This is a genomic window from Paenibacillus sp. J22R232 (genome assembly GCF_056269165.1).
Window position 1 is genome coordinate 100,333 of sequence record NZ_JBWDNK010000015.1, and the last position, 17,288, is coordinate 117,620.

At 51.4% G+C, this 17,288-nt stretch carries 17 protein-coding genes; 14 read left to right on the top strand and 3 right to left on the bottom strand.

Features of this window, described 5'->3' with window-relative positions; all coding sequences use genetic code 11:
• The first annotated feature begins 198 nt into the window (after positions 1-198).
• Positions 199-753 carry a general stress protein gene (locus AC0YN3_RS27830; RefSeq protein ID WP_475778161.1) on the top strand — a complete coding sequence of 185 codons (555 nt, stop codon included), beginning with the start codon at positions 199-201 and terminating at the stop codon, positions 751-753.
• 96 nt (positions 754-849) lie between these two features.
• Here AC0YN3_RS27830 and AC0YN3_RS27835 read toward each other — a convergent pair whose 3' ends face one another.
• Positions 850-2,079: an NAD(P)/FAD-dependent oxidoreductase gene (locus AC0YN3_RS27835; RefSeq protein WP_475778162.1), complete on the bottom strand. Its 1,230-nt coding sequence runs from the start codon at positions 2,077-2,079 to the stop codon at positions 850-852.
• A gap of 90 nt (positions 2,080-2,169) precedes the next feature.
• A complete protein-coding gene (locus tag AC0YN3_RS27840) occupies positions 2,170-3,039 on the bottom strand; it encodes a helix-turn-helix domain-containing protein (protein ID WP_475778163.1) in 870 nt (289 codons plus the stop codon).
• A gap of 203 nt (positions 3,040-3,242) precedes the next feature.
• On the opposite strand from AC0YN3_RS27840, the gene AC0YN3_RS27845 reads away from it, so the two are divergent.
• The 4 genes from AC0YN3_RS27845 to AC0YN3_RS27860 all read left to right on the top strand — a co-directional run bounded on the left by AC0YN3_RS27845 (position 3,243) and on the right by AC0YN3_RS27860 (position 7,755).
• Complete coding sequence (locus tag AC0YN3_RS27845; RefSeq protein ID WP_475778164.1) at positions 3,243-4,415, top strand: galactokinase; 1,173 nt, start codon at positions 3,243-3,245, stop codon at positions 4,413-4,415.
• Positions 4,416-4,478: 63 nt separating this feature from the next.
• On the top strand, positions 4,479-5,468 hold the full coding sequence (galE, locus tag AC0YN3_RS27850; protein WP_475778165.1) for a UDP-glucose 4-epimerase GalE: 990 nt from the start codon (positions 4,479-4,481) through the stop codon (positions 5,466-5,468).
• A gap of 32 nt (positions 5,469-5,500) precedes the next feature.
• Positions 5,501-7,090, top strand: a complete 1,590-nt coding sequence (locus AC0YN3_RS27855; protein ID WP_475778166.1) for a UDP-glucose--hexose-1-phosphate uridylyltransferase — start codon at positions 5,501-5,503, stop codon at positions 7,088-7,090.
• A 212-nt stretch (positions 7,091-7,302) separates the two neighbouring features.
• Entirely contained in the window at positions 7,303-7,755 is a 453-nt protein-coding gene (locus tag AC0YN3_RS27860) for a hypothetical protein (RefSeq protein WP_475778167.1), read from the top strand.
• A 109-nt stretch (positions 7,756-7,864) separates the two neighbouring features.
• On the opposite strand, the gene AC0YN3_RS27865 is transcribed toward AC0YN3_RS27860, so the two are convergent.
• Positions 7,865-8,092 (bottom strand): DUF1128 domain-containing protein, encoded by a 228-nt coding sequence (locus AC0YN3_RS27865; protein WP_183562328.1) that lies wholly within the window; start codon positions 8,090-8,092, stop codon positions 7,865-7,867.
• A 150-nt stretch (positions 8,093-8,242) separates the two neighbouring features.
• Here AC0YN3_RS27865 and yyaC point away from each other — a divergent pair, with 150 nt between their 5' ends.
• The 9 genes from yyaC to thiL all read left to right on the top strand — a co-directional run bounded on the left by yyaC (position 8,243) and on the right by thiL (position 17,279).
• The gene (gene yyaC / locus AC0YN3_RS27870) at positions 8,243-8,830 is read left to right on the top strand and encodes a spore protease YyaC (RefSeq protein ID WP_475778168.1); all 588 of its coding nucleotides are present in this window, start codon (positions 8,243-8,245) and stop codon (positions 8,828-8,830) included.
• A gap of 15 nt (positions 8,831-8,845) precedes the next feature.
• The gene (locus AC0YN3_RS27875) at positions 8,846-9,706 is read left to right on the top strand and encodes an alpha/beta fold hydrolase (RefSeq protein WP_475778169.1); all 861 of its coding nucleotides are present in this window, start codon (positions 8,846-8,848) and stop codon (positions 9,704-9,706) included.
• Between the two features lie 23 nt (positions 9,707-9,729).
• Entirely contained in the window at positions 9,730-10,383 is a 654-nt protein-coding gene (locus tag AC0YN3_RS27880; protein WP_475778170.1) for a DUF6483 family protein, read from the top strand.
• A gap of 57 nt (positions 10,384-10,440) precedes the next feature.
• Positions 10,441-11,628, top strand: a complete 1,188-nt coding sequence (locus AC0YN3_RS27885) for a class I SAM-dependent methyltransferase (protein WP_475778171.1) — start codon at positions 10,441-10,443, stop codon at positions 11,626-11,628.
• A 113-nt stretch (positions 11,629-11,741) separates the two neighbouring features.
• On the top strand, positions 11,742-13,427 hold the full coding sequence (locus tag AC0YN3_RS27890) for a histidine kinase N-terminal 7TM domain-containing diguanylate cyclase (protein WP_475778172.1): 1,686 nt from the start codon (positions 11,742-11,744) through the stop codon (positions 13,425-13,427).
• Positions 13,428-13,551: 124 nt separating this feature from the next.
• A complete protein-coding gene (locus tag AC0YN3_RS27895) occupies positions 13,552-14,634 on the top strand; it encodes an HD-GYP domain-containing protein (protein WP_475778173.1) in 1,083 nt (360 codons plus the stop codon).
• A gap of 101 nt (positions 14,635-14,735) precedes the next feature.
• Positions 14,736-15,089: a hypothetical protein gene (locus AC0YN3_RS27900; protein ID WP_475778174.1), complete on the top strand. Its 354-nt coding sequence runs from the start codon at positions 14,736-14,738 to the stop codon at positions 15,087-15,089.
• Positions 15,090-15,240: 151 nt separating this feature from the next.
• Positions 15,241-16,110, top strand: coding sequence for a YitT family protein (locus tag AC0YN3_RS27905; protein WP_475778175.1), 870 nt, complete (start codon positions 15,241-15,243; stop codon positions 16,108-16,110).
• A gap of 62 nt (positions 16,111-16,172) precedes the next feature.
• A complete protein-coding gene (thiL, locus tag AC0YN3_RS27910) occupies positions 16,173-17,279 on the top strand; it encodes a thiamine-phosphate kinase (RefSeq protein ID WP_475778190.1) in 1,107 nt (368 codons plus the stop codon).
• Positions 17,280-17,288: the final 9 nt, after the last annotated feature.

Sequence of the window (17,288 nt, forward strand, 5' to 3'; positions counted from 1 at the left end):
GATTTTCCAATATCTATTGCTTCATCATACCGCGAACTGCATCGATGCACAACCTGATCATTGGATTCAAGCGATCCTTTATGTTTCTGCGCCATCATTCTACACAATGCGACTTATTCCGCCAAAACAGGGCATACCAACGTTAGCTTGAACTATAAAGTGTACTTTTATTTGGTTTGTAATCAGGAGGGATAATCGATGGCAAGGAAAATTGGCGTATTTGCTACGGAACAACAAGCCATAACTGCGATCAACCAGCTGGAGCAAGCGGGCTTTACGAAAGGCGAGCTGAAGGTGCTTGCCAAGGATTCCGAGCATTCAAGGCGCATCGAGGCTGACAGCGACGTCCATGTTGACGAGCTTCGAGAGCTTGAAGACGTGTCCGAGCATGAAGGCAACAGCATATTCGGAATGGCTGCGGCAACCGGCTACGCGGGTAATGGGACGAATGCGGTACTTGGCATGACGGGATACGGCACTGCTCCGTATACGGTAGGAGGCAATGCTTTTGCCGCAGCCTGGCTGTTCGGGGCTGACGAGCATATTAGCGCGCTCCAAGCGCTCGGCCTTGATGATGAAGAAGCGGAAATATGCAAGCAAGCGCTCCAGGGCGGCTCGGTCATCGTGATGGTTGAAACCGATGAGACCAAATCGATGCTCGATAAGGATGGCGGGCCGGATTTATCGCGGCTGGGCGCGGCGGAAGCCGTTTTCCGGACATGCAGCGCTTCATTGATCGTTGCAGGAGCATAAGGATATAAGAGAAGGAATAAAAAAGAAGTCTCATTTATTACGCAAGAAGGTGCTTGCGGATAGATGAGGCTTCTTCTATTGGACTTATGATGCTCTTTAAACCTTGGTTAAGGATTGACGATCCAGCTTGACGATCTCCGCTAAAGGGTGTTCCTCGCCGCGAATCAAGCAGCGGAGCAAATTGGCTGCAATCATACTGTATACGGTGCCGTTGCCGCCATAGCCGAGGCAGTAATACACATTGCTCCATGATGGGTCGACTCCGATAAAAGGCAGGCTGTCACGTGATTCCCCGAAGGTGGCGCTCCATTCAAACTCGATCGGAGCCTGCAGCTGAGGAAAGAGAGCCTGGAGCTGTTCAAGCAGCTTCTCGCTACGTTTCTTTCGCTCCTTATCGCTATGCAGCGGCTGCTCGATCTCTTCATCTAGCCCGCCAACGACTACTCGCCCATCGATAGTTGTGCGCATGTATAAGTAGGGGCGAGCGGTTTCCCACACTAGAAACCGCTCATGCCAGCTCCGGAAATCGGACTGAACGCCGGTAACGATCGCGAAGGAACGGTTCAGCTCCGCTTTGATCAGCTTGCCGCGCAGCTCCTCAGGCTCATATCCAACCGCATAGACGACATGCTCGGCCTCTACCTCATAGCCACTCGCCGTTCTTAGCAGGTGATGCCCATTCGGGAGGGTCTCATGTGCGACAACGTCGGTATTCTCGTGAATCTCGAGTCCGGCGCGGGCAGCGGCGTCTGCAACCGCGTTAACGAATTGATAAGGATTGACCTCAGCATCTCCGTGTGCAACGATTGCCCCCGATTTGCGGAAGGGGAAGTGAGCCTCGATTTGTTCAGGCGCCCAGAACTCAACATCCAGGCCGCAAGCGCTCAATGCCTCGAATTCTTTCTTTAGCTTGGGTAAGTCTTGCTCCGTTGAAGCATAATAGAGGCTGCTTCTCCTGATAAGGCCTACGTCAACCGGGAGGCTCCTCGCTGCTTCTTCAAGCGAATCCACGGCATCCTTGCATGCCCTATAGAAGAGCTGCGCATCATGCTCACCGATTTGGTCGATCAAATCGGTGAGCATGATGTCATTGCAGAACTGAAGCAAGCCGGTATTGGCGGAAGTGCTTCCGCCCGCAACCTGGCCTCGCTCAAGCATAACGGTGCTTAGTCCGCTCTTCACGAATTCGGCTGCGCAAATCGATCCGGACATGCCGCCGCCGATGATCGCAACCTGCGTTTTCTTGTTCGTTCGCAGCGGCTCATATTCCATCGTTTCGTTTAATGTTACCGGCCAATATAGTTTTCCGGTATATAGTTCCTTCATGGCTCATCACTCCCTAAGGTAGTATTACCCGAAATGACGAATATGAAGCGGCCGGAAGACCATACTAGAGCATGCCGGAAAACGGTACTATTAATCGGTTAGGCTCTTCATGGCATTGCGGTAGGCTGTAGGGGATTGTCCGTAAAGACGGCGGAATTGCTTGGAGAAATAAAGCGCATCCTGCAAGCCTACCGAAGCCGAAATTTGTTCGATGGTCAGCTCGGGCCGCTCGCGAAGCATATGCCTGGCTTTGTCGATGCGAAGCTTAAGCAGGAAGGAGACTGGCGATTGCCCGGTTCGCTGCTTGAAGAGACGCGACAGGTATGCTCTGTTATACCCAAGGGACTCGGACATATGGGCAATGGAGACGGGATGCGCGTACTGGGTCGATAAATAATGGACAACCTGCTGCAGCAAATGGTCTCCCTCTGGCTGTCCGCTGTTCAGCGAGCCGCTGCTTGAAGCATGCAGCAATATCTTGTACTCAGCAATCAGCAGATGCAGGTAGCCAGCGGCCTTCATGTCCGCTGCGGCGCCGCCTCGCCGGAATGTCTCGAAAATCTGGCGAAACAGCGCTCCCGTCCGGCGCTTGTCTGGCGTAAACACTACCTGGCGCCCTTCCGCGAAGCCAGCAGCGGCAACGAGGTGAGACGCGTGCGATCCTTTAAAAGCGACCCAGCGATACCGCCACGGATATTCGCTGTCGGACTCGTAGCTGATCAGCTGTTCCGGTTCAATTAGAAAGGTATGGCCCGCATGCAGCTCATGCCTAATGCCGTCGCATATGAAATGGCCTCTTCCTTCTAGGACGGTATGCATCAAATAGAAGTCGTAAACCTTCGGTCCAAGCCGATGGAGAGGTTTCGTCTGGCTTTCACCCGCGAACAGCACATTAAGCGGCGAGGCGTCGCTGAGGGAGATAACCGGGTTGGAGGCAACCGTATACATATCCTGCTGCATTTTACTTTTCACCTGCTTCATAATGAATTAGGAATGTGACCGAATGTAGGTTTTACATAATCATAGCATGTCCGCTTAAGACGTGAAAAGTCACATAAATCCATATAATGAGCATTTGGCGCCATTTCGTTTCATCCCTCATTCCCTTATACTGAAGTTGCAATCAACTCACACTAAATTGATAAAAAGGAACGTGATAGCAAATGGCAAACATTGACGCGCTAACACAGCAATTCATACAGCAATACGGCGGAGAAGCGGGCGACATCGCCGTATTCCATGCTCCGGGCCGTGTCAATCTAATCGGCGAGCATACGGACTACAATGGCGGCTACGTTTTTCCGGCGGCGCTGACCTTCGGAACGACGCTGCTTGTACGCAAGCGTGCAGACAACCAGCTCGGCCTGGCAACAACAAACTTTCCTTCTTCTAAAAGCTTCTCGATCGATTCCATCGCGTATGACGAGGCGGATGACTGGATGAACTATCCGAAGGGCATCGTCTATGAGCTGCAACAAACAGGCGTGCAATTCAGCAGCGGCTACGATCTGCTCTATCATGGGGAAATTCCAAACGGCGCAGGACTATCCTCGTCTGCTTCCATCGAAGTCGTTACGGCATTCGCGCTGCAAACGCTCGAAGGCCTTGAGACCGATAAGGTGAAAATCGCGCTGCTCTCCCAGAAATCGGAGAACGAGTTCAATGGCGTGCAATGCGGCATCATGGACCAGTTCGCCGTGGCAAACGGCAAGAAGGATCACGCGATCCTATTGATGTGCGATACGCTTGAATATGACTTGATTCCTTTCGATTCAGGAAATTACAAGCTCGTAATCGGAAACACGAACAAGCGCCGCGGCCTTGTTGATTCGGCCTATAACGAGCGCCGTGCCCAGTGCGAGCAAGCGGTTGTCGATTTGCAAGCGGCATTCCCTGCTATTACGCTGCTTGGCCAATTGAGCCTGGAGCAATTCAATTCCGCCAAACATTTGATCAAGGATGCAACGGTGCAAAAACGCGCTCAGCACGTTGTAGAAGAAATCGACCGCGTCCTGCAATCGATCAAAGCGCTCAAAGCCAATAACCTTGCAGAGTTCGGCCAGCTGATGAATGGCTCGCATGACTCGTTGCGCGATCTTTATGAAGTAACGGGCGACGAGCTTGACGCGATGGTTGCGGCGGCGCGACAGGTACCGGGCGTGCTAGGCTCCCGCATGACGGGTGCTGGCTTCGGCGGCTGTACGGTTTCCCTTGTTCATGAAGACAGCATCGATGCGTTCCAAGAAGAAGTGGGCCGCAAATACAACGAAGCAACGGGCTTAACGGCTGATTTCTATGTATGTACGATCGGCAATGGCGTAGAACGTCTCGTCTAATAGATCCAGGCAGACACAAACAGATCCAGGCAGACACAAACGAATAGAGAGGGGAAATGAATCATGGCCGTTTTAGTAACTGGCGGAGCAGGCTATATTGGCTCGCACGCGGTAGCAGCGCTTCAGGAGCGCGGAGAAGAAATCGTAATCGTCGATAATATGCAGCAGGGGCATCGGAAAGCATTGCTTGGAGGCAAGCTTTATGAGGGCGACCTTCGCGATGCGGCGTTCATGGATACGGTATTCCAAGAAAACGAAATCGACGCGGTTATTCATTTTGCCGCGAATTCGCTCGTAGGCGAAAGCATGAAGGATCCGGGCAAGTATTATCACAACAACGTATTCGGTACGCTATGCTTGCTGGAGAAAATGAATGAATACAATGTTCGAAAAATCGTTTTCTCGTCAACGGCGGCAACCTACGGCGAGCCGGAGAACGTGCCGATCGACGAGTATGACCGTACGCTTCCGACCAATGCTTACGGCGAAACGAAGCTGGCTATGGAAAAAATGATGAAATGGTTCGACGTGGCCCATAATATCAAATTCGTGTCGCTTCGTTATTTCAACGCGGCTGGGGCGCATGAAAGCGGAAAAATCGGGGAGGATCACAGCCCGGAGACGCACTTGATTCCAATCGTTCTTCAAGCAGCGCTTGGACAGCGTCCACACATCTCCGTATTCGGTGAGGATTACGAGACAGCGGACGGCACGTGCATCCGCGATTACATTCATGTAAGCGACCTTGCGGATGCGCATGTGCTTGCGGTAGATCGCCTGCGCGGCGGCGCGGACAGCGCGGTATACAACCTTGGCAATGGAACGGGCTTCTCCGTTAAGGAAGTGATTGAGATTGCGCGTGCCGTTACGGGGAAAGAAATTCCGGCGGTATTCGAAGCTCGCCGTGCAGGAGATCCGGCGACGCTCGTTGCTTCGTCAGACCGTGCACGCAAAGAGCTCGGCTGGAATCCGAAACGCGACAAGCTGGAGGATATCATTAAGAGCGCTTGGAGCTGGCATGAAGCCAATCCAAACGGCTATGGCGACAAGTAGGAAACGGGCTTAACGGAAAGGGGCAACAACAAGTGTCAAACCAACAACAAGCGCAATCCGCGCAGGATGCGCTGATTCTAATAGAAAGATTGCTGCAATTCGCAGAACAGCGCAAGCTGCTTGCGGGCCAATTGGACACGCATGCAGCAAGAAATCAACTGCTCGATTTATTCGGCTTCACTGAAGCTTACGAAGGAGAAGCCATCGTTGAGCAATTGGACAGCGCGGTTCCGCTGCTTGAGCCGCTGCTCGATTATGGCTTTGCGATTGGATTGATTCCTGACAATACGACGACCTATCGCGATCTTCTGGATGCACGCATAATGGGCATGCTATTGCCGCGTCCATCCGAGGCGAGTGCTTCGTTCCAGAGCACGGCGAAGGAGGAAGGGCTGAAGGCGGCTACGGACGCGTTCTACAACCTCAGCATCGATTCCAACTATATTCGAATGGACCGTATCCGCAAAAACCTTTACTGGCTGCATGATACGGCGTTCGGCAAGCTTGAAATTACGATTAATCTTTCGAAGCCGGAGAAAGACCCGAAGGAAATCGCGCTGCTCAAAACGATGCCGCAAGCAAAATATCCGAAGTGCCTGCTCTGCATCGAAAATGTAGGCTATGCAGGACGGCCTGATCATCCTGCTCGCCAAAATTTACGCGTATTGCCGCTTACTCTTCAGAATGAGCAATGGTATTTCCAATATTCTCCATACGTTTATTACAATGAGCACAGCATCATTTTCAAAGGCGCGCATGAGCCCATGGTTATTTCCCATTCATCCTTTGCGCGGCTGCTGGACTTCGTTGAGCTATTCCCGCATTATTTCATAGGCTCCAACGCTGATTTGCCGATCGTTGGCGGGTCCATACTCAGCCATGACCATTTCCAGGGCGGAAGGCATGTGTTCCCGATGGAGGCTGCTTCTACAGATATCCTGTTCGTTGATCCGAAGCTGCCCGGCGTGCGCTTTGGTATCGTGAACTGGCCGATGTCTGTCGTGCGGGTCAACGGGTCCTCCAAGGCAGACGTGCACAGCGCCGCCTGCCGGATGCTCGATGAGTGGCGAGCTTATAGCGACGAATCGGCTGACGTGCTTGCATTCACGGAGGAAGAGGGCGGGAAGCGAACGCCTCACAACACGATCACGCCGATCGCCCGCTTGCGGGACAACGGAGAATATGAGATCGATCTGGTGCTTCGCAACAACCGCACAAGCGAGGAGCATCCGGATGGCATTTTCCACCCACATAAGCATCTTCACCACATTAAGAAAGAGAATATCGGATTAATCGAAGTAATGGGTCTAGCGGTGCTGCCTGGACGTTTGAAGGATGAGCTGGGACAAATCGCTGCTTACTTAACAGAGGGTTCCGCGGCTGATCCGGCGGCGCTCCAAGCAGCGGAGCATCCGCTTCATCAACACGCGGGCTGGCTGCTGTCGCTTATCGAGCAATTCGGTACGGCAAACACGGCTGATCAAGCCAAAGCCATCGTCGAATCCGAGACAGGCGACAAATTCCTTGACGTGCTGAAGGATGCTGGCGTATATAAACGGACACAAGCCGGCACAGCGGCATTTGAGCGATTCTTAACGTCGATTGGGCTTCAGAAAGCTTAATATAGCTAGACCTCCATTCCCAGAGCTTGCTGCGAGGGTATGGAGGTTTTCTTTTTTTGATCTGCATGTGATAAAACGGATGTATATTTATGAAAAGTGAAATTATATTAATTTGTAAAGTGACAAAATTTATGGTATTTTTTATATGATAAACAAAGCATTATGAATTATTATATTTATAACTCTATAAACTATTTATCGGAGGGGTCAAGATGTCCGAAAAAATGCTGCCGCTGGACGACTTTTTGCAGCTGAGCACAGATGAGCAAGTAGAGAAGCTTAAACGCTGGAAGATGGATTATACGCTTAAGGATATCCGCGAGGCTTGGAATTTCAAACACTCTGCGCAATATTACATGCTGCTGAAGAAGCTGCGCATCTATGAAAGAGTTGTGAATAAATCAGATAAATTTTACCCTGTTCAGGAGCAGCTGATCGCACGGGCGAACGCAGGCGGAGACCGTGGATGGTCCGGCTCTAATGCACTGTCAGAGCGCAAGCTGCCAGCAGACAGCTTTGACTATCAGCTGAATATGGCCTTGAGCGGCCCGGAGCTTGCGGATAAGCTGGAGCGAATTGCCCATTTCCTTAAAGGCGAGCATAAAGAGGTTTCTATTAAGCTGTCGATCGTAGGCGTGGAAGCGGAAGAGGAAGAACAGAATTAGTTGATTGGCGAAAAGAACCGAGCTAGGCGCAGTTGCCAGGCTCGGTTCTTCTTTTGTCGCAATATGAAAATAAATGTCTGATACTGGAATATATTGTTTAAAAATGTTCTTATTGGATGCGGAGCTTGCCAAGCTCGGATACTAACGCTTCAACTTCGCTTATGCTGAATTTTTCCTTGGATGCGACTACCTCATACAGATCTCTTATATCTTCATATTTGCCGAGGTCGAAGTTGGATGCTTGCATAGCGGCAGCGGAAGCCATTTTGAGCTTTGTTTTAATGACATCGATCATAAACTCGACGTTTTCTTGGGTTTGCTGGTCTAAATTAGTCATGGAGTGCCTCCTGAATGGTATTCGAGCCGAAAAGGTCTCGAAGGATATGGTTTCTTCGTACGTGTTTGCAATGCTGCAATTGTATCATGTTTCAATCGGCAATGACTACAAATTGAACAGTATCTTAAAATTGGATACAATTAAACAGAAATGAAAAGTATACGATCACAGGGCAGGTGCACGGCCACGGAACAGCTAACGAAATTCGAAATAGAACCCTTTCTTGCTTCCATTGCAGCAAAGCACAGTGATCGCGACAGCATCGTTTTCGTATGTATCGGCAGTGACCGGTCCTCCGGAGATTCCTTGGGGCCGCTCATCGGGAGCATGCTCAAGGAGCGCGGCTGGAAGCACGTGATCGGAACCTTGCAGTCGCCATGCGATGCACACGCTGTCGAGCGGGCAGTGCAAGTCGTTCCGCAGGAAGCGACGGTCATCGCAATCGACGCCTGTTTGGGCAAGCCGTCCTCCATTGGCCGCTTTTTGGTAGCGGAAGGCCCGCTTCAGCCGGGCAAAGCAATCGGCCGCAGGCTGCCTCCGATCGGGCAGTTCAGCATCGCCGGCGTCGTTAATGCGAACGGTCCCAAAGCCTATTGGATGCTGCAGACGACATCCCTCTACCAGGTCATGCGTATGGCACGCGATGCGGTAGACGCAATTGAGACAGCATGGATCAAGGATGAGGAAATGGAACAGGACAAAGCGGGCATCAATGAATGGAAAATTCCGATTGTATAAAGGAGTATGAGAAATATGGGTAAAGAAGAAGCTTGGGAAATAGATTCAATCGCGCAGCGCAAGGTATTGCTTAATAACGGCTTAGAGCTTGCGTATTATGACTCCCATCCCCATGACGGAGGCGCGGCCGACGACATTACTGATGTTGTTGTATTGCTGCACGGCTATTGCGGTAGCTCTGCCTATTGGGAGCATATCGTAGAGGAGCTGGAGCAATCGGTACGTATCCTTGCGCCGGACGCTCGCGGCCATGGCAGAAGCTCAGCGCCTGAAGAAGAAGTCTATACGATGGAGAAATATGCGGACGACGTCGCAGAGCTGCTCATTAAGCTAAATGTTCATAATGCGGTGCTGCTAGGCCACTCTTTAGGCGGCTATATCACCTTGGCGTTCGCTGAGAAATACAACAAGAAGCTGTCTGCTTTTGGACTTATCCATTCGACAGCGCTACCGGATGGCGAAGCTGCGAAGGAAAACCGGGATAAAGCCGTTGCGGCATTGGAGCAAAACGGCGTGCCTGCATTCATTGACGGCTTGATTCCAAAGCTTTTTGCGCCTGCTAACGTAGAAGCGCTGCAAGGCGAGGTTGAGCGCGGCAAAAAGATCGGATATGGCACATCGCTGCGTGGTGCAGTAGCGACAGCTAAAGGGATGAAGGCCAGGGAAGACCGCAAGAACGTCATAGTGCAGTCTGAGCTGCCTGTTCTGCTCGTAGCTGGCGCAAATGATAAAGTGATTCCGCTAGAGAGCGCGTATGCAGCGGTAAACGCCCAAACAACGAAGGTACAGCTTGACAGTGCCGGCCATATGGGGATGGTCGAACAGCCAAAGGCATTGATCGCGGCGATCCGCAGCTTCGTGAGCGCGAAGCAGTAGCAGGCACGGAGAGGGGGAACCAGATGTTTCAACGCGACTATTTCATGCGCATGATTGAGCAGATGACAGAAGCGGTAGGCCAAATATTAAATCTTAGGCGCGAGCGCAAGCATGAGGATGCGCTGCTCTTCATCGATGAGCTGCTCGACAAGAAGTTCCGACTGAGCAGCAAGCTGATTCGATCCTTGTCTGACGAGGATTTAATGAAAATGATGACAACGAACGGGATATTGGAAACGGACCACCTGCAAGCGATCGCCCTGTTGATGAAACAGGAAGCGGAGGTCAATGCGGAGCTGGGACGCGAGGACGAGAGCTTCTTCGCTTATTTGAAATCCCTTCACCTCTTTGTGAGATTAGCGCTTGCCGGCGCAGAGCCAACGTTTGCCGAGCCCCGCGAGATGATCAAGGAGCTGCAGGACAAGCTCCTTCCGTATGAATTGCCTATGAAATCCAAGCGGCTGCTATTGGAGTGGAATATGGAAGAAGGACGATTCGATTTTGCCGAGAACCTCATGCACGAGCTGCTTGAGGATAACGCGCTGGGACTGGCGGAGGCAAAGGACATTTATCGGCGAATGCTGCTGCATACAGACGGTGCGCTTGAGGCAGGCGGACTGCCGCGTGAGGAAATAATGCTAGGGCTTGAATCATTGACGGGGCATCATGACGTATAACCGGCTAAGCGCGAAGCGGCGTTTAGCTATATTAGGCACTAGGAGTGAGACAGCATCATGACAGAACAATGGCAGCAAGACATCGCTGGCTGGATCGGCGGCAAGGAGCTGCTGCAAGCATCGCTAAGCCAGCCAAAACGCAAGGACGGTACCGCAGCTCCCAAAACAATCATTCGTCCCATTGAGATGAAAAATGGCCTGTTCTACCAATTCGAATACCATTTCGCCAACAAGGTGACGCATGACAATATTGCACCGTCCGAGGCGGGCGAGCGAATGATCGCTTTGCTGCAGGATCACTACAGGCAAGCGCTGATCAAAACATCAGTCGCGGATGTTCAGCTGCTCTTTAGCAAGAAAGGCAAAGCTGCGATTCTGAAGAAGCCTCCAACCGGAGATGCTCAAAAAAGCGTCCAGCAGCATAACAGGCAGAAGCAGCGCGTGCTTGCCGAGGGCAAGGCGGCTCCGTTTCTAGTTGAGCTCGGCATCATGACGCCGGAAGGGCTGGTCCACGCCAAAAAGCAGGACAAATACAAGCAAATCAACCGCTTTCTAGAAATGGTGACGGATGTGCTTGCGTATTTGCCAAAGGACAAAGAGCTGACGATTGTCGACTTTGGCTGCGGGAAGTCTTATTTGACGTTTGCGCTTTATCATCTGCTTGCAATCGAACAGCAGCGCAACATACGCATTATCGGTCTGGATCTGAAGGCGGATGTGATCGCATTCTGCTCCGAGCTTTCTGAGAAGCTTGGCTATGACAAGCTGAAATTTCTAGTCGGCGATATCGCTGATTATGAGGAGCTCCACGAAGCGGATATGGTGGTTACGCTGCATGCCTGCGATACGGCGACAGATGCGGCGCTGGCGAAGGCGGTCAATTGGGGCGCTTCGGTTATTATGTCGGTTCCATGTTGCCAGCACGAGCTGTTCAAGCAGGTAAGCAATGACGTGCTCGCACCGATCCTTTCTCAAGGTTTGTTGAAAGAGCGCTTCTCGGCGCTTGCTACCGACGCTGCCCGCGGAACCCTGCTGGAGGTGCTTGGCTACAAGGTTCAAATGCTGGAGTTTGTAGATCCGGAGCATACGCCCAAAAACCTGCTCATTCGGGCAGTGAGGTCCGACGAGCAGAAGCCTTCGTTGAAGAAATGGGAGCAATATAAGCAATTCCGCCAATTTCTGAGCATTTCTCCTTCTCTCGAGCAAATGCTTGAAGGGCGATGGCCGGATTCTACTTCCGAATAAGGCATGAAATTCGATCGTTAAACTTTGAGATTTTTGATATTAAGCAATTGTCGCTTGAATTAACATTTGATACAATGGAAGAAGATGGCTATCTAATGAATGGGTGAACCGTAATGGAATGGATGATCTGGCTAGACTTTAGTATGTTTCTAGTGCTGCTCGGCTTGTTTTTCTACGTGTTTGCCACAAGCACCGTCACGGTACTGCATCGCATATACCTTTTTCTGCACGTCGTCTTTATGAGTTGGACCTTCTCGCAATTTGCCGCGCAAACGGTGGATTCGGCCAGCTTTAAGCTATTTTATCTATCCGCTTCTTACGTAGGGCTCTCTCTGCTTGGTCTCGGATGGTTTGCCTTTATTCTCTTTCTGACCGGCCAATCGTATGTGATACGAAAGAGCCGGTTGTTCGTTTTGGCGATTCCCGCGCTTATATCGGTCGCCGCGGTTGTCGCAAACCCGAACGGCATGTTTCTAAGCATTAACGAAAAGCTTAGTCCGCTCAAGCAGCTCCAGCATGGTCCCTTATATTGGATTATGATCGTGCAGCTGATTCTTTACGTATCGGTCTCGTTTATCGTGATGTTCTATAAGCTTCGGGGAGAAAACTCAGATCGGCAGCGTACGGTAATCAAGACAGCCTTTAACGGCATGATCGTATTGGTTGCTTTCGCCTTTGCTGATTTAATCGTGAATATCATCCTTATTGAAGAAATCAATCGGTATATACCGCTCATTTCGGTAGGAATGGCGTTCGCGGCCATTTATCTGGTACATGCCATCGGAAGGCATAAGGTGCTTGATATCATCCAAACGGTTCAAAGAGATGTCATGAATACGATGTCGATGGGTATTATCGTATTGGATGAATACGATATCATTATCGAGCTGAACAAGGTCATTAAGCCGATTTTTCGGCTGAGAATCGGAGATAAATTCAACCCCGCTATTCTAGGCCCGCAATTCAAGGGAGATGTGTCCCGGGAATTCATGGCGTTTTTCGAAGAGCAGCGAAAACGGCCATTGGATAGGCTGGAAATCGAAATCGCGATTACCTATGATAAGTACCGCCATATTATCGTTCAGTCCGCACCGATCCTCAATCATAAAAAAATGCCAGTCGGAAGGGTGCTGACCTTCCAGGACGTGACAGAGCTTCGTTTGCTGGTAGAGGAAACGAACAGCCAGAATGAGCAGCTTCATGATCGCAACCGGGATTTGCTTATTATGCAGGACGAGCTGTTCCAAGCGAATAAGAAGCTGGAGCAAATGGCGATTACCGACGGCTTGACAGGCTGCTTCAACCGGCGATATCTGCTCCATCAGCTGGAGCAAGAGGTGGTAGCGAACATCCGTTATGGCATTCCTTTTTCTATTTTCCTGTTCGATCTTGATCATTTCAAATCCATCAACGATAAGTACGGTCATTTGGTAGGCGATGAAGTGCTTTGCGGTACCGTCGATGCCGTTCGCGGCTCGCTTCGGTTCACTGATATATTGGCTCGCTACGGCGGCGAGGAGTTTACCGTTTATTTGCCGCATACGAATCGTGAGCAAGCAGATATCATTGCAGAGCTGCTTATGGAATCCGTCGAGCAGAACAAAATAAGCACGGGAATCGGCGAGCCGCCGGTATCGGTTACGATTAGCATGGGCGTCATATCGATCGAGCATTTCGAGCCGGCTGACCTAGCCGATCCGAAAGCTTTCCTGCGGGAGCTGCTCGCCCAGGCGGATGCAGCCCTATATGAAGCGAAATATAACGGACGCAACCGAATCGTGAAACGGAAATTAGCCTAGGGGCCTGAACAATTTGTTCAGGCTTTTTTTCAATGGGATCGGCATAGTCAGTCGAAGCTAGTTCTGCTAAAATAGATGCTATCCGGTTACAAGCGCTAAACTATCGAAGGCGGGAACTAATCTAATGAGAAAAGTGCAAATTGGAATGGTCAAGCCGGGAGACAAGGTGGCAAAGCCCATATTTCAGGAAAACGGAAACGTTCTTCTGGGAGAAGGGGTGGAGCTGAACGATCGTTATATTGATCGATTAAGTAACTTAGGCATTGACTTTCTGTTCATAGAGGATGGAATGACAGCGGATATTATCCCCGAGGATGCGATCCGCGAAGAAACGCGCAAGCAGGCAGTCGACACCATTTATAAGACGATGAACTCCTTCAAAGACCAGACCGTATCGAAGGGACGAACCATTGCGCCCGACATGGGGCGGAATTTCCGAGCGGTCTTCGGGCAGATTATGCAGGACCTGGCAACGAGGCCCAATATGCTTGTGAATTTATCAAGTATCCATGCAATGGACGGTTATTTGTTTCAGCATTCCTTTAACGTAGCGGTGCTCGCAGGCATTATGGGCATAGCCAAGGGATTTAACCGCAATCAGCTTGAAGAGCTTGGGATCGGCGCTCTTTTGTTTGATATCGGCATGACAAAAGTGCCGGCCAAGCTGCTGAATCAAACGAGAGCCTTTACCCCGGAAGAGCATAAGGTCGTGGAGGCGCATGCGAAGGACGGCTTTGATATATTGCGGAAATACCATGATATATCGATCGTCTCCGCCCATTGCGCGCTTCAGCATCATGAACGCTACAACGGCTCGGGATATCCGCGTGGATTAAAGGAAAACGATATCCATATTTTCGGACAAATCGTAGGCCTAGCGGATACGTTTGATGCTTTAACCTCGCCTCGGCCATATCGGAAGAGGTACACGGCGAGCGAAGCGATCGAGTTTTTGTTCGCCGCTGGAGGCACGTTTTTTGATTTGGACCTTATCAAGCTGTTTTGCAGGCATATATCGATTTATCCGGTTGCGACCTCGCTTCTGCTTAGTACGGGGCAAGTCGGCGTCGTAACGGAAAACAATGAGCTGGCGGTTCACCGCCCGCGCGTACGCATCATCATGGAGGCGAACGGAACGATGCCGGCTACGCCATATGAGCTGGAGCTGAAGGACGAGCTCTATATCACAATCGTCAAGGAACTATAAGTTTATGAACCTATCGATTTAGGCAGAGGACATAGGGGGATGACCATACCGAAACTTCCAATCTCGCATATTCTAATATAAATGCGGGAAGGAGTGATAGTATGGAAAACCGTGCAAAACCCCCTTTGTTCAATCCGAAAAATGTCAATAAGATTTTGCTCAAAAAAACGTCGCCGGGCAGCCAGCAAAGCGGGCCGACCTTTAACCGTCTGACGGTGCTATGGGTAGACAACAGAGGCGTTCCCTTTAATACAACCGGCTTCAATGCAGCGTTATTCAGAGGCAATACGCTCGTTCAGACGGCCTTTTTCGACCGGTTCGGAGTCGTGTTTTTTAGCGCGATTTCGACATTGACCACCGTTAATTATACCATCCAGGTTTATGACAGCTTCGGTAGAGTTTATCGGACGAAATCGATACCTGCGGGCGTTGAGGCGTTCTCGGTTATCGGCTAATGCGAATGAGAGAGAAGCCTTCTATCCCGGCAGCCACTGACTGCCGGGATGGGAGGTTTCTTTTTGCAATAATAGTAGAGTTGCTTTATATCTGATAGCGTTTAAGGTAAAATAATGAGAAAAAGAGCTAGCAGGGGATGTGAGTTCACGTATGGGTTCATTACAGCACCATAGGCTTTCGAAGCTCGAACTGTTTAAAAGGGTGTTGTTTATTACGCTAGGCGCAGCGCTGGTATCGGTTGGGCTGGAGATTTTTCTAGTGCCTAACCATATTATTGACGGCGGCATCGTTGGGATATCGATAATGGCGTCCCATTTGTCATCGCTTCCGCTCGGACTTTTTCTTTTCATATTGAATCTGCCTTTTTTGTTTCTAGGATATAAGCAAATCGGCAAAACCTTCGCGCTTTCGACATTGTACGGCGTATCGGTCATGTCGCTGGGTACGTTTCTGCTTCATCCGGTACCGCCGCTGACGGTAGAGCCGTTTTTGGCAGCGATATTTGGCGGCGTCATATTAGGCATCGGGGTCGGCATGGTTATTCGATTCGGAGGCTCGCTTGACGGGACTGAGATCGTAGCGATTCTGTTTAACAAACGGTTGCCTTTCTCGGTTGGCGAGACGGTTATGTTTTTCAATTTGTTTATTCTTGGCAGCGCGGGTTTCGTCTTCGGATGGGATCGGGCGATGTATTCGCTCATCGCGTATTACATTGCGTTCAGACTGATTGATGTGACGATCGAAGGCTTCGATGAATCCAAGGCAGTATGGATAATCAGCGAGGAAGCAAAGGAAATCGGAGCAGCGATTATGAGCCGGCTTGGACGCGGCGTTACTTATTTGCATGGGGAAGGCGGCTTTACCGGCGGCAGCAAACGCGTAATCTTCTGCGTGATAACGCGGCTGGAGGAAGCCAAAATGAAATCCATTGTGCATGAGCTTGATCCCGTGGCGTTTCTCGCCGTCGGCAATATTCACGATGTGAAGGGCGGACGGTTTAAGAAACGCGATATTCACTAATGATGATAATAGTCGATGCACGCAGATCATGAAGCAGGGTGGCTTCTGCCTATTGCATTGGAATGAAGGAGTGCGGCGCTGTGGATGAGTTTGCGAGTATACGTCATTGGACGGCGGAGAGGCAAGGGCAGGACTGGCAGCAGCGGCGCGGCGTTGCGACGGGCATTGGCGACGATGCCGCCGTCGTCGATCCCGCTTTGGCGGAGGATGGCGTAGCCTCGCCGAAGCGTCTGCTGCTGGCGGTCGACACGATGGTGGAGACCGTCCATTTTAAGCAGTCGACGATGCGGGACGAGGATGTCGGCTACAAGGCGCTTGCCGCGAACATCAGCGACATTGCCGCGATGGGAGGCGTGCCTTTGCATGCGCTCGTCTCGGTCAGCGTCCCGCCCGCGTATACGCCTGAGCGGATGCGAAGGCTGTACGATGGGCTGTACGAGTGCGCCGAGCGCTACGGGGTTGCGATTGTAGGCGGCGATACGACGTCGTCGCCTGGGCAGTTGGTTGTCGCCGTTACGGTGACGGGAACCGTGGAGGCGGGGCGTGAGCTGCTTCGCTCGGGCGCGCAGCCGGGCGATGCGGTGTTTGTGACCGGCGCCGTCGGGAAGTCGGCGGCGGGACTGCATGCGCTGCTGGCGCAGGAACAGCGGGCGGGTGAGACGCTTTCCCCAGCCGGATTCAGCGGGTCAGGGGAAGAACTTCTGGTGCAGGCGCATCAACGGCCTAACCCCTCGGTGCGCGCTGGGAGGCTGCTGCAAGAGCGCGGAAGCTGCCGGTCGCTTAACGATGTCAGCGATGGTCTTGCAAGCGAAGCTTGGGAAATCGCCGAGGCGTCAAAGCTGCGAATCGTTCTGAACGAAGCGCAGCTTCCGATAAGCGGCAGCCTGGCAGCTTATGCTGCTAAAGTCGGCATCGATCCGCTTGAATGGATGCTTTATGGCGGCGAGGATTACGTGCTTCTCGGCACGGTGGATAGCCAGGATGCGGACAACATGCGTGCTGCCTTTCATGAGGAGGGCCTTCCCTTTTTTATTATCGGGGAAACCGAAGAAGGCGAGCCTGGCGTGGTGCTCGCAAGCGAGGAGCGGTCGCATGGGGATAAGCGCGGGCCAGCAACTCGTTCGTGCAAAAGAACAGAGCTTAAGAAACGCGGTTACAATCATTTCTAGTCATGAACG

Bases quoted from the DNA above. Each gene is read 5' to 3' on its own strand.
- AC0YN3_RS27830 (WP_475778161.1), top strand. From the start codon at position 199: ATGGCAAGGAAAATTGGCGTATTTGCTACGGAACAACAAGCCATAACT.
- AC0YN3_RS27835 (WP_475778162.1), bottom strand. From the start codon at position 2,079: ATGAAGGAACTATATACCGGAAAACTATATTGGCCGGTAACATTAAAC.
- AC0YN3_RS27840 (WP_475778163.1), bottom strand. From the start codon at position 3,039: ATGCAGCAGGATATGTATACGGTTGCCTCCAACCCGGTTATCTCCCTC.
- AC0YN3_RS27845 (WP_475778164.1), top strand. From the start codon at position 3,243: ATGGCAAACATTGACGCGCTAACACAGCAATTCATACAGCAATACGGC.
- galE (WP_475778165.1), top strand. From the start codon at position 4,479: ATGGCCGTTTTAGTAACTGGCGGAGCAGGCTATATTGGCTCGCACGCG.
- AC0YN3_RS27860 (WP_475778167.1), top strand. From the start codon at position 7,303: ATGTCCGAAAAAATGCTGCCGCTGGACGACTTTTTGCAGCTGAGCACA.
- AC0YN3_RS27865 (WP_183562328.1), bottom strand. From the start codon at position 8,092: ATGACTAATTTAGACCAGCAAACCCAAGAAAACGTCGAGTTTATGATC.
- yyaC (WP_475778168.1), top strand. From the start codon at position 8,243: ATGAAAAGTATACGATCACAGGGCAGGTGCACGGCCACGGAACAGCTA.
- AC0YN3_RS27875 (WP_475778169.1), top strand. From the start codon at position 8,846: ATGGGTAAAGAAGAAGCTTGGGAAATAGATTCAATCGCGCAGCGCAAG.
- AC0YN3_RS27880 (WP_475778170.1), top strand. From the start codon at position 9,730: ATGTTTCAACGCGACTATTTCATGCGCATGATTGAGCAGATGACAGAA.
- AC0YN3_RS27885 (WP_475778171.1), top strand. From the start codon at position 10,441: ATGACAGAACAATGGCAGCAAGACATCGCTGGCTGGATCGGCGGCAAG.
- AC0YN3_RS27890 (WP_475778172.1), top strand. From the start codon at position 11,742: ATGGAATGGATGATCTGGCTAGACTTTAGTATGTTTCTAGTGCTGCTC.
- AC0YN3_RS27895 (WP_475778173.1), top strand. From the start codon at position 13,552: ATGAGAAAAGTGCAAATTGGAATGGTCAAGCCGGGAGACAAGGTGGCA.
- AC0YN3_RS27900 (WP_475778174.1), top strand. From the start codon at position 14,736: ATGGAAAACCGTGCAAAACCCCCTTTGTTCAATCCGAAAAATGTCAAT.
- AC0YN3_RS27905 (WP_475778175.1), top strand. From the start codon at position 15,241: ATGGGTTCATTACAGCACCATAGGCTTTCGAAGCTCGAACTGTTTAAA.
- thiL (WP_475778190.1), top strand. From the start codon at position 16,173: ATGAAGGAGTGCGGCGCTGTGGATGAGTTTGCGAGTATACGTCATTGG.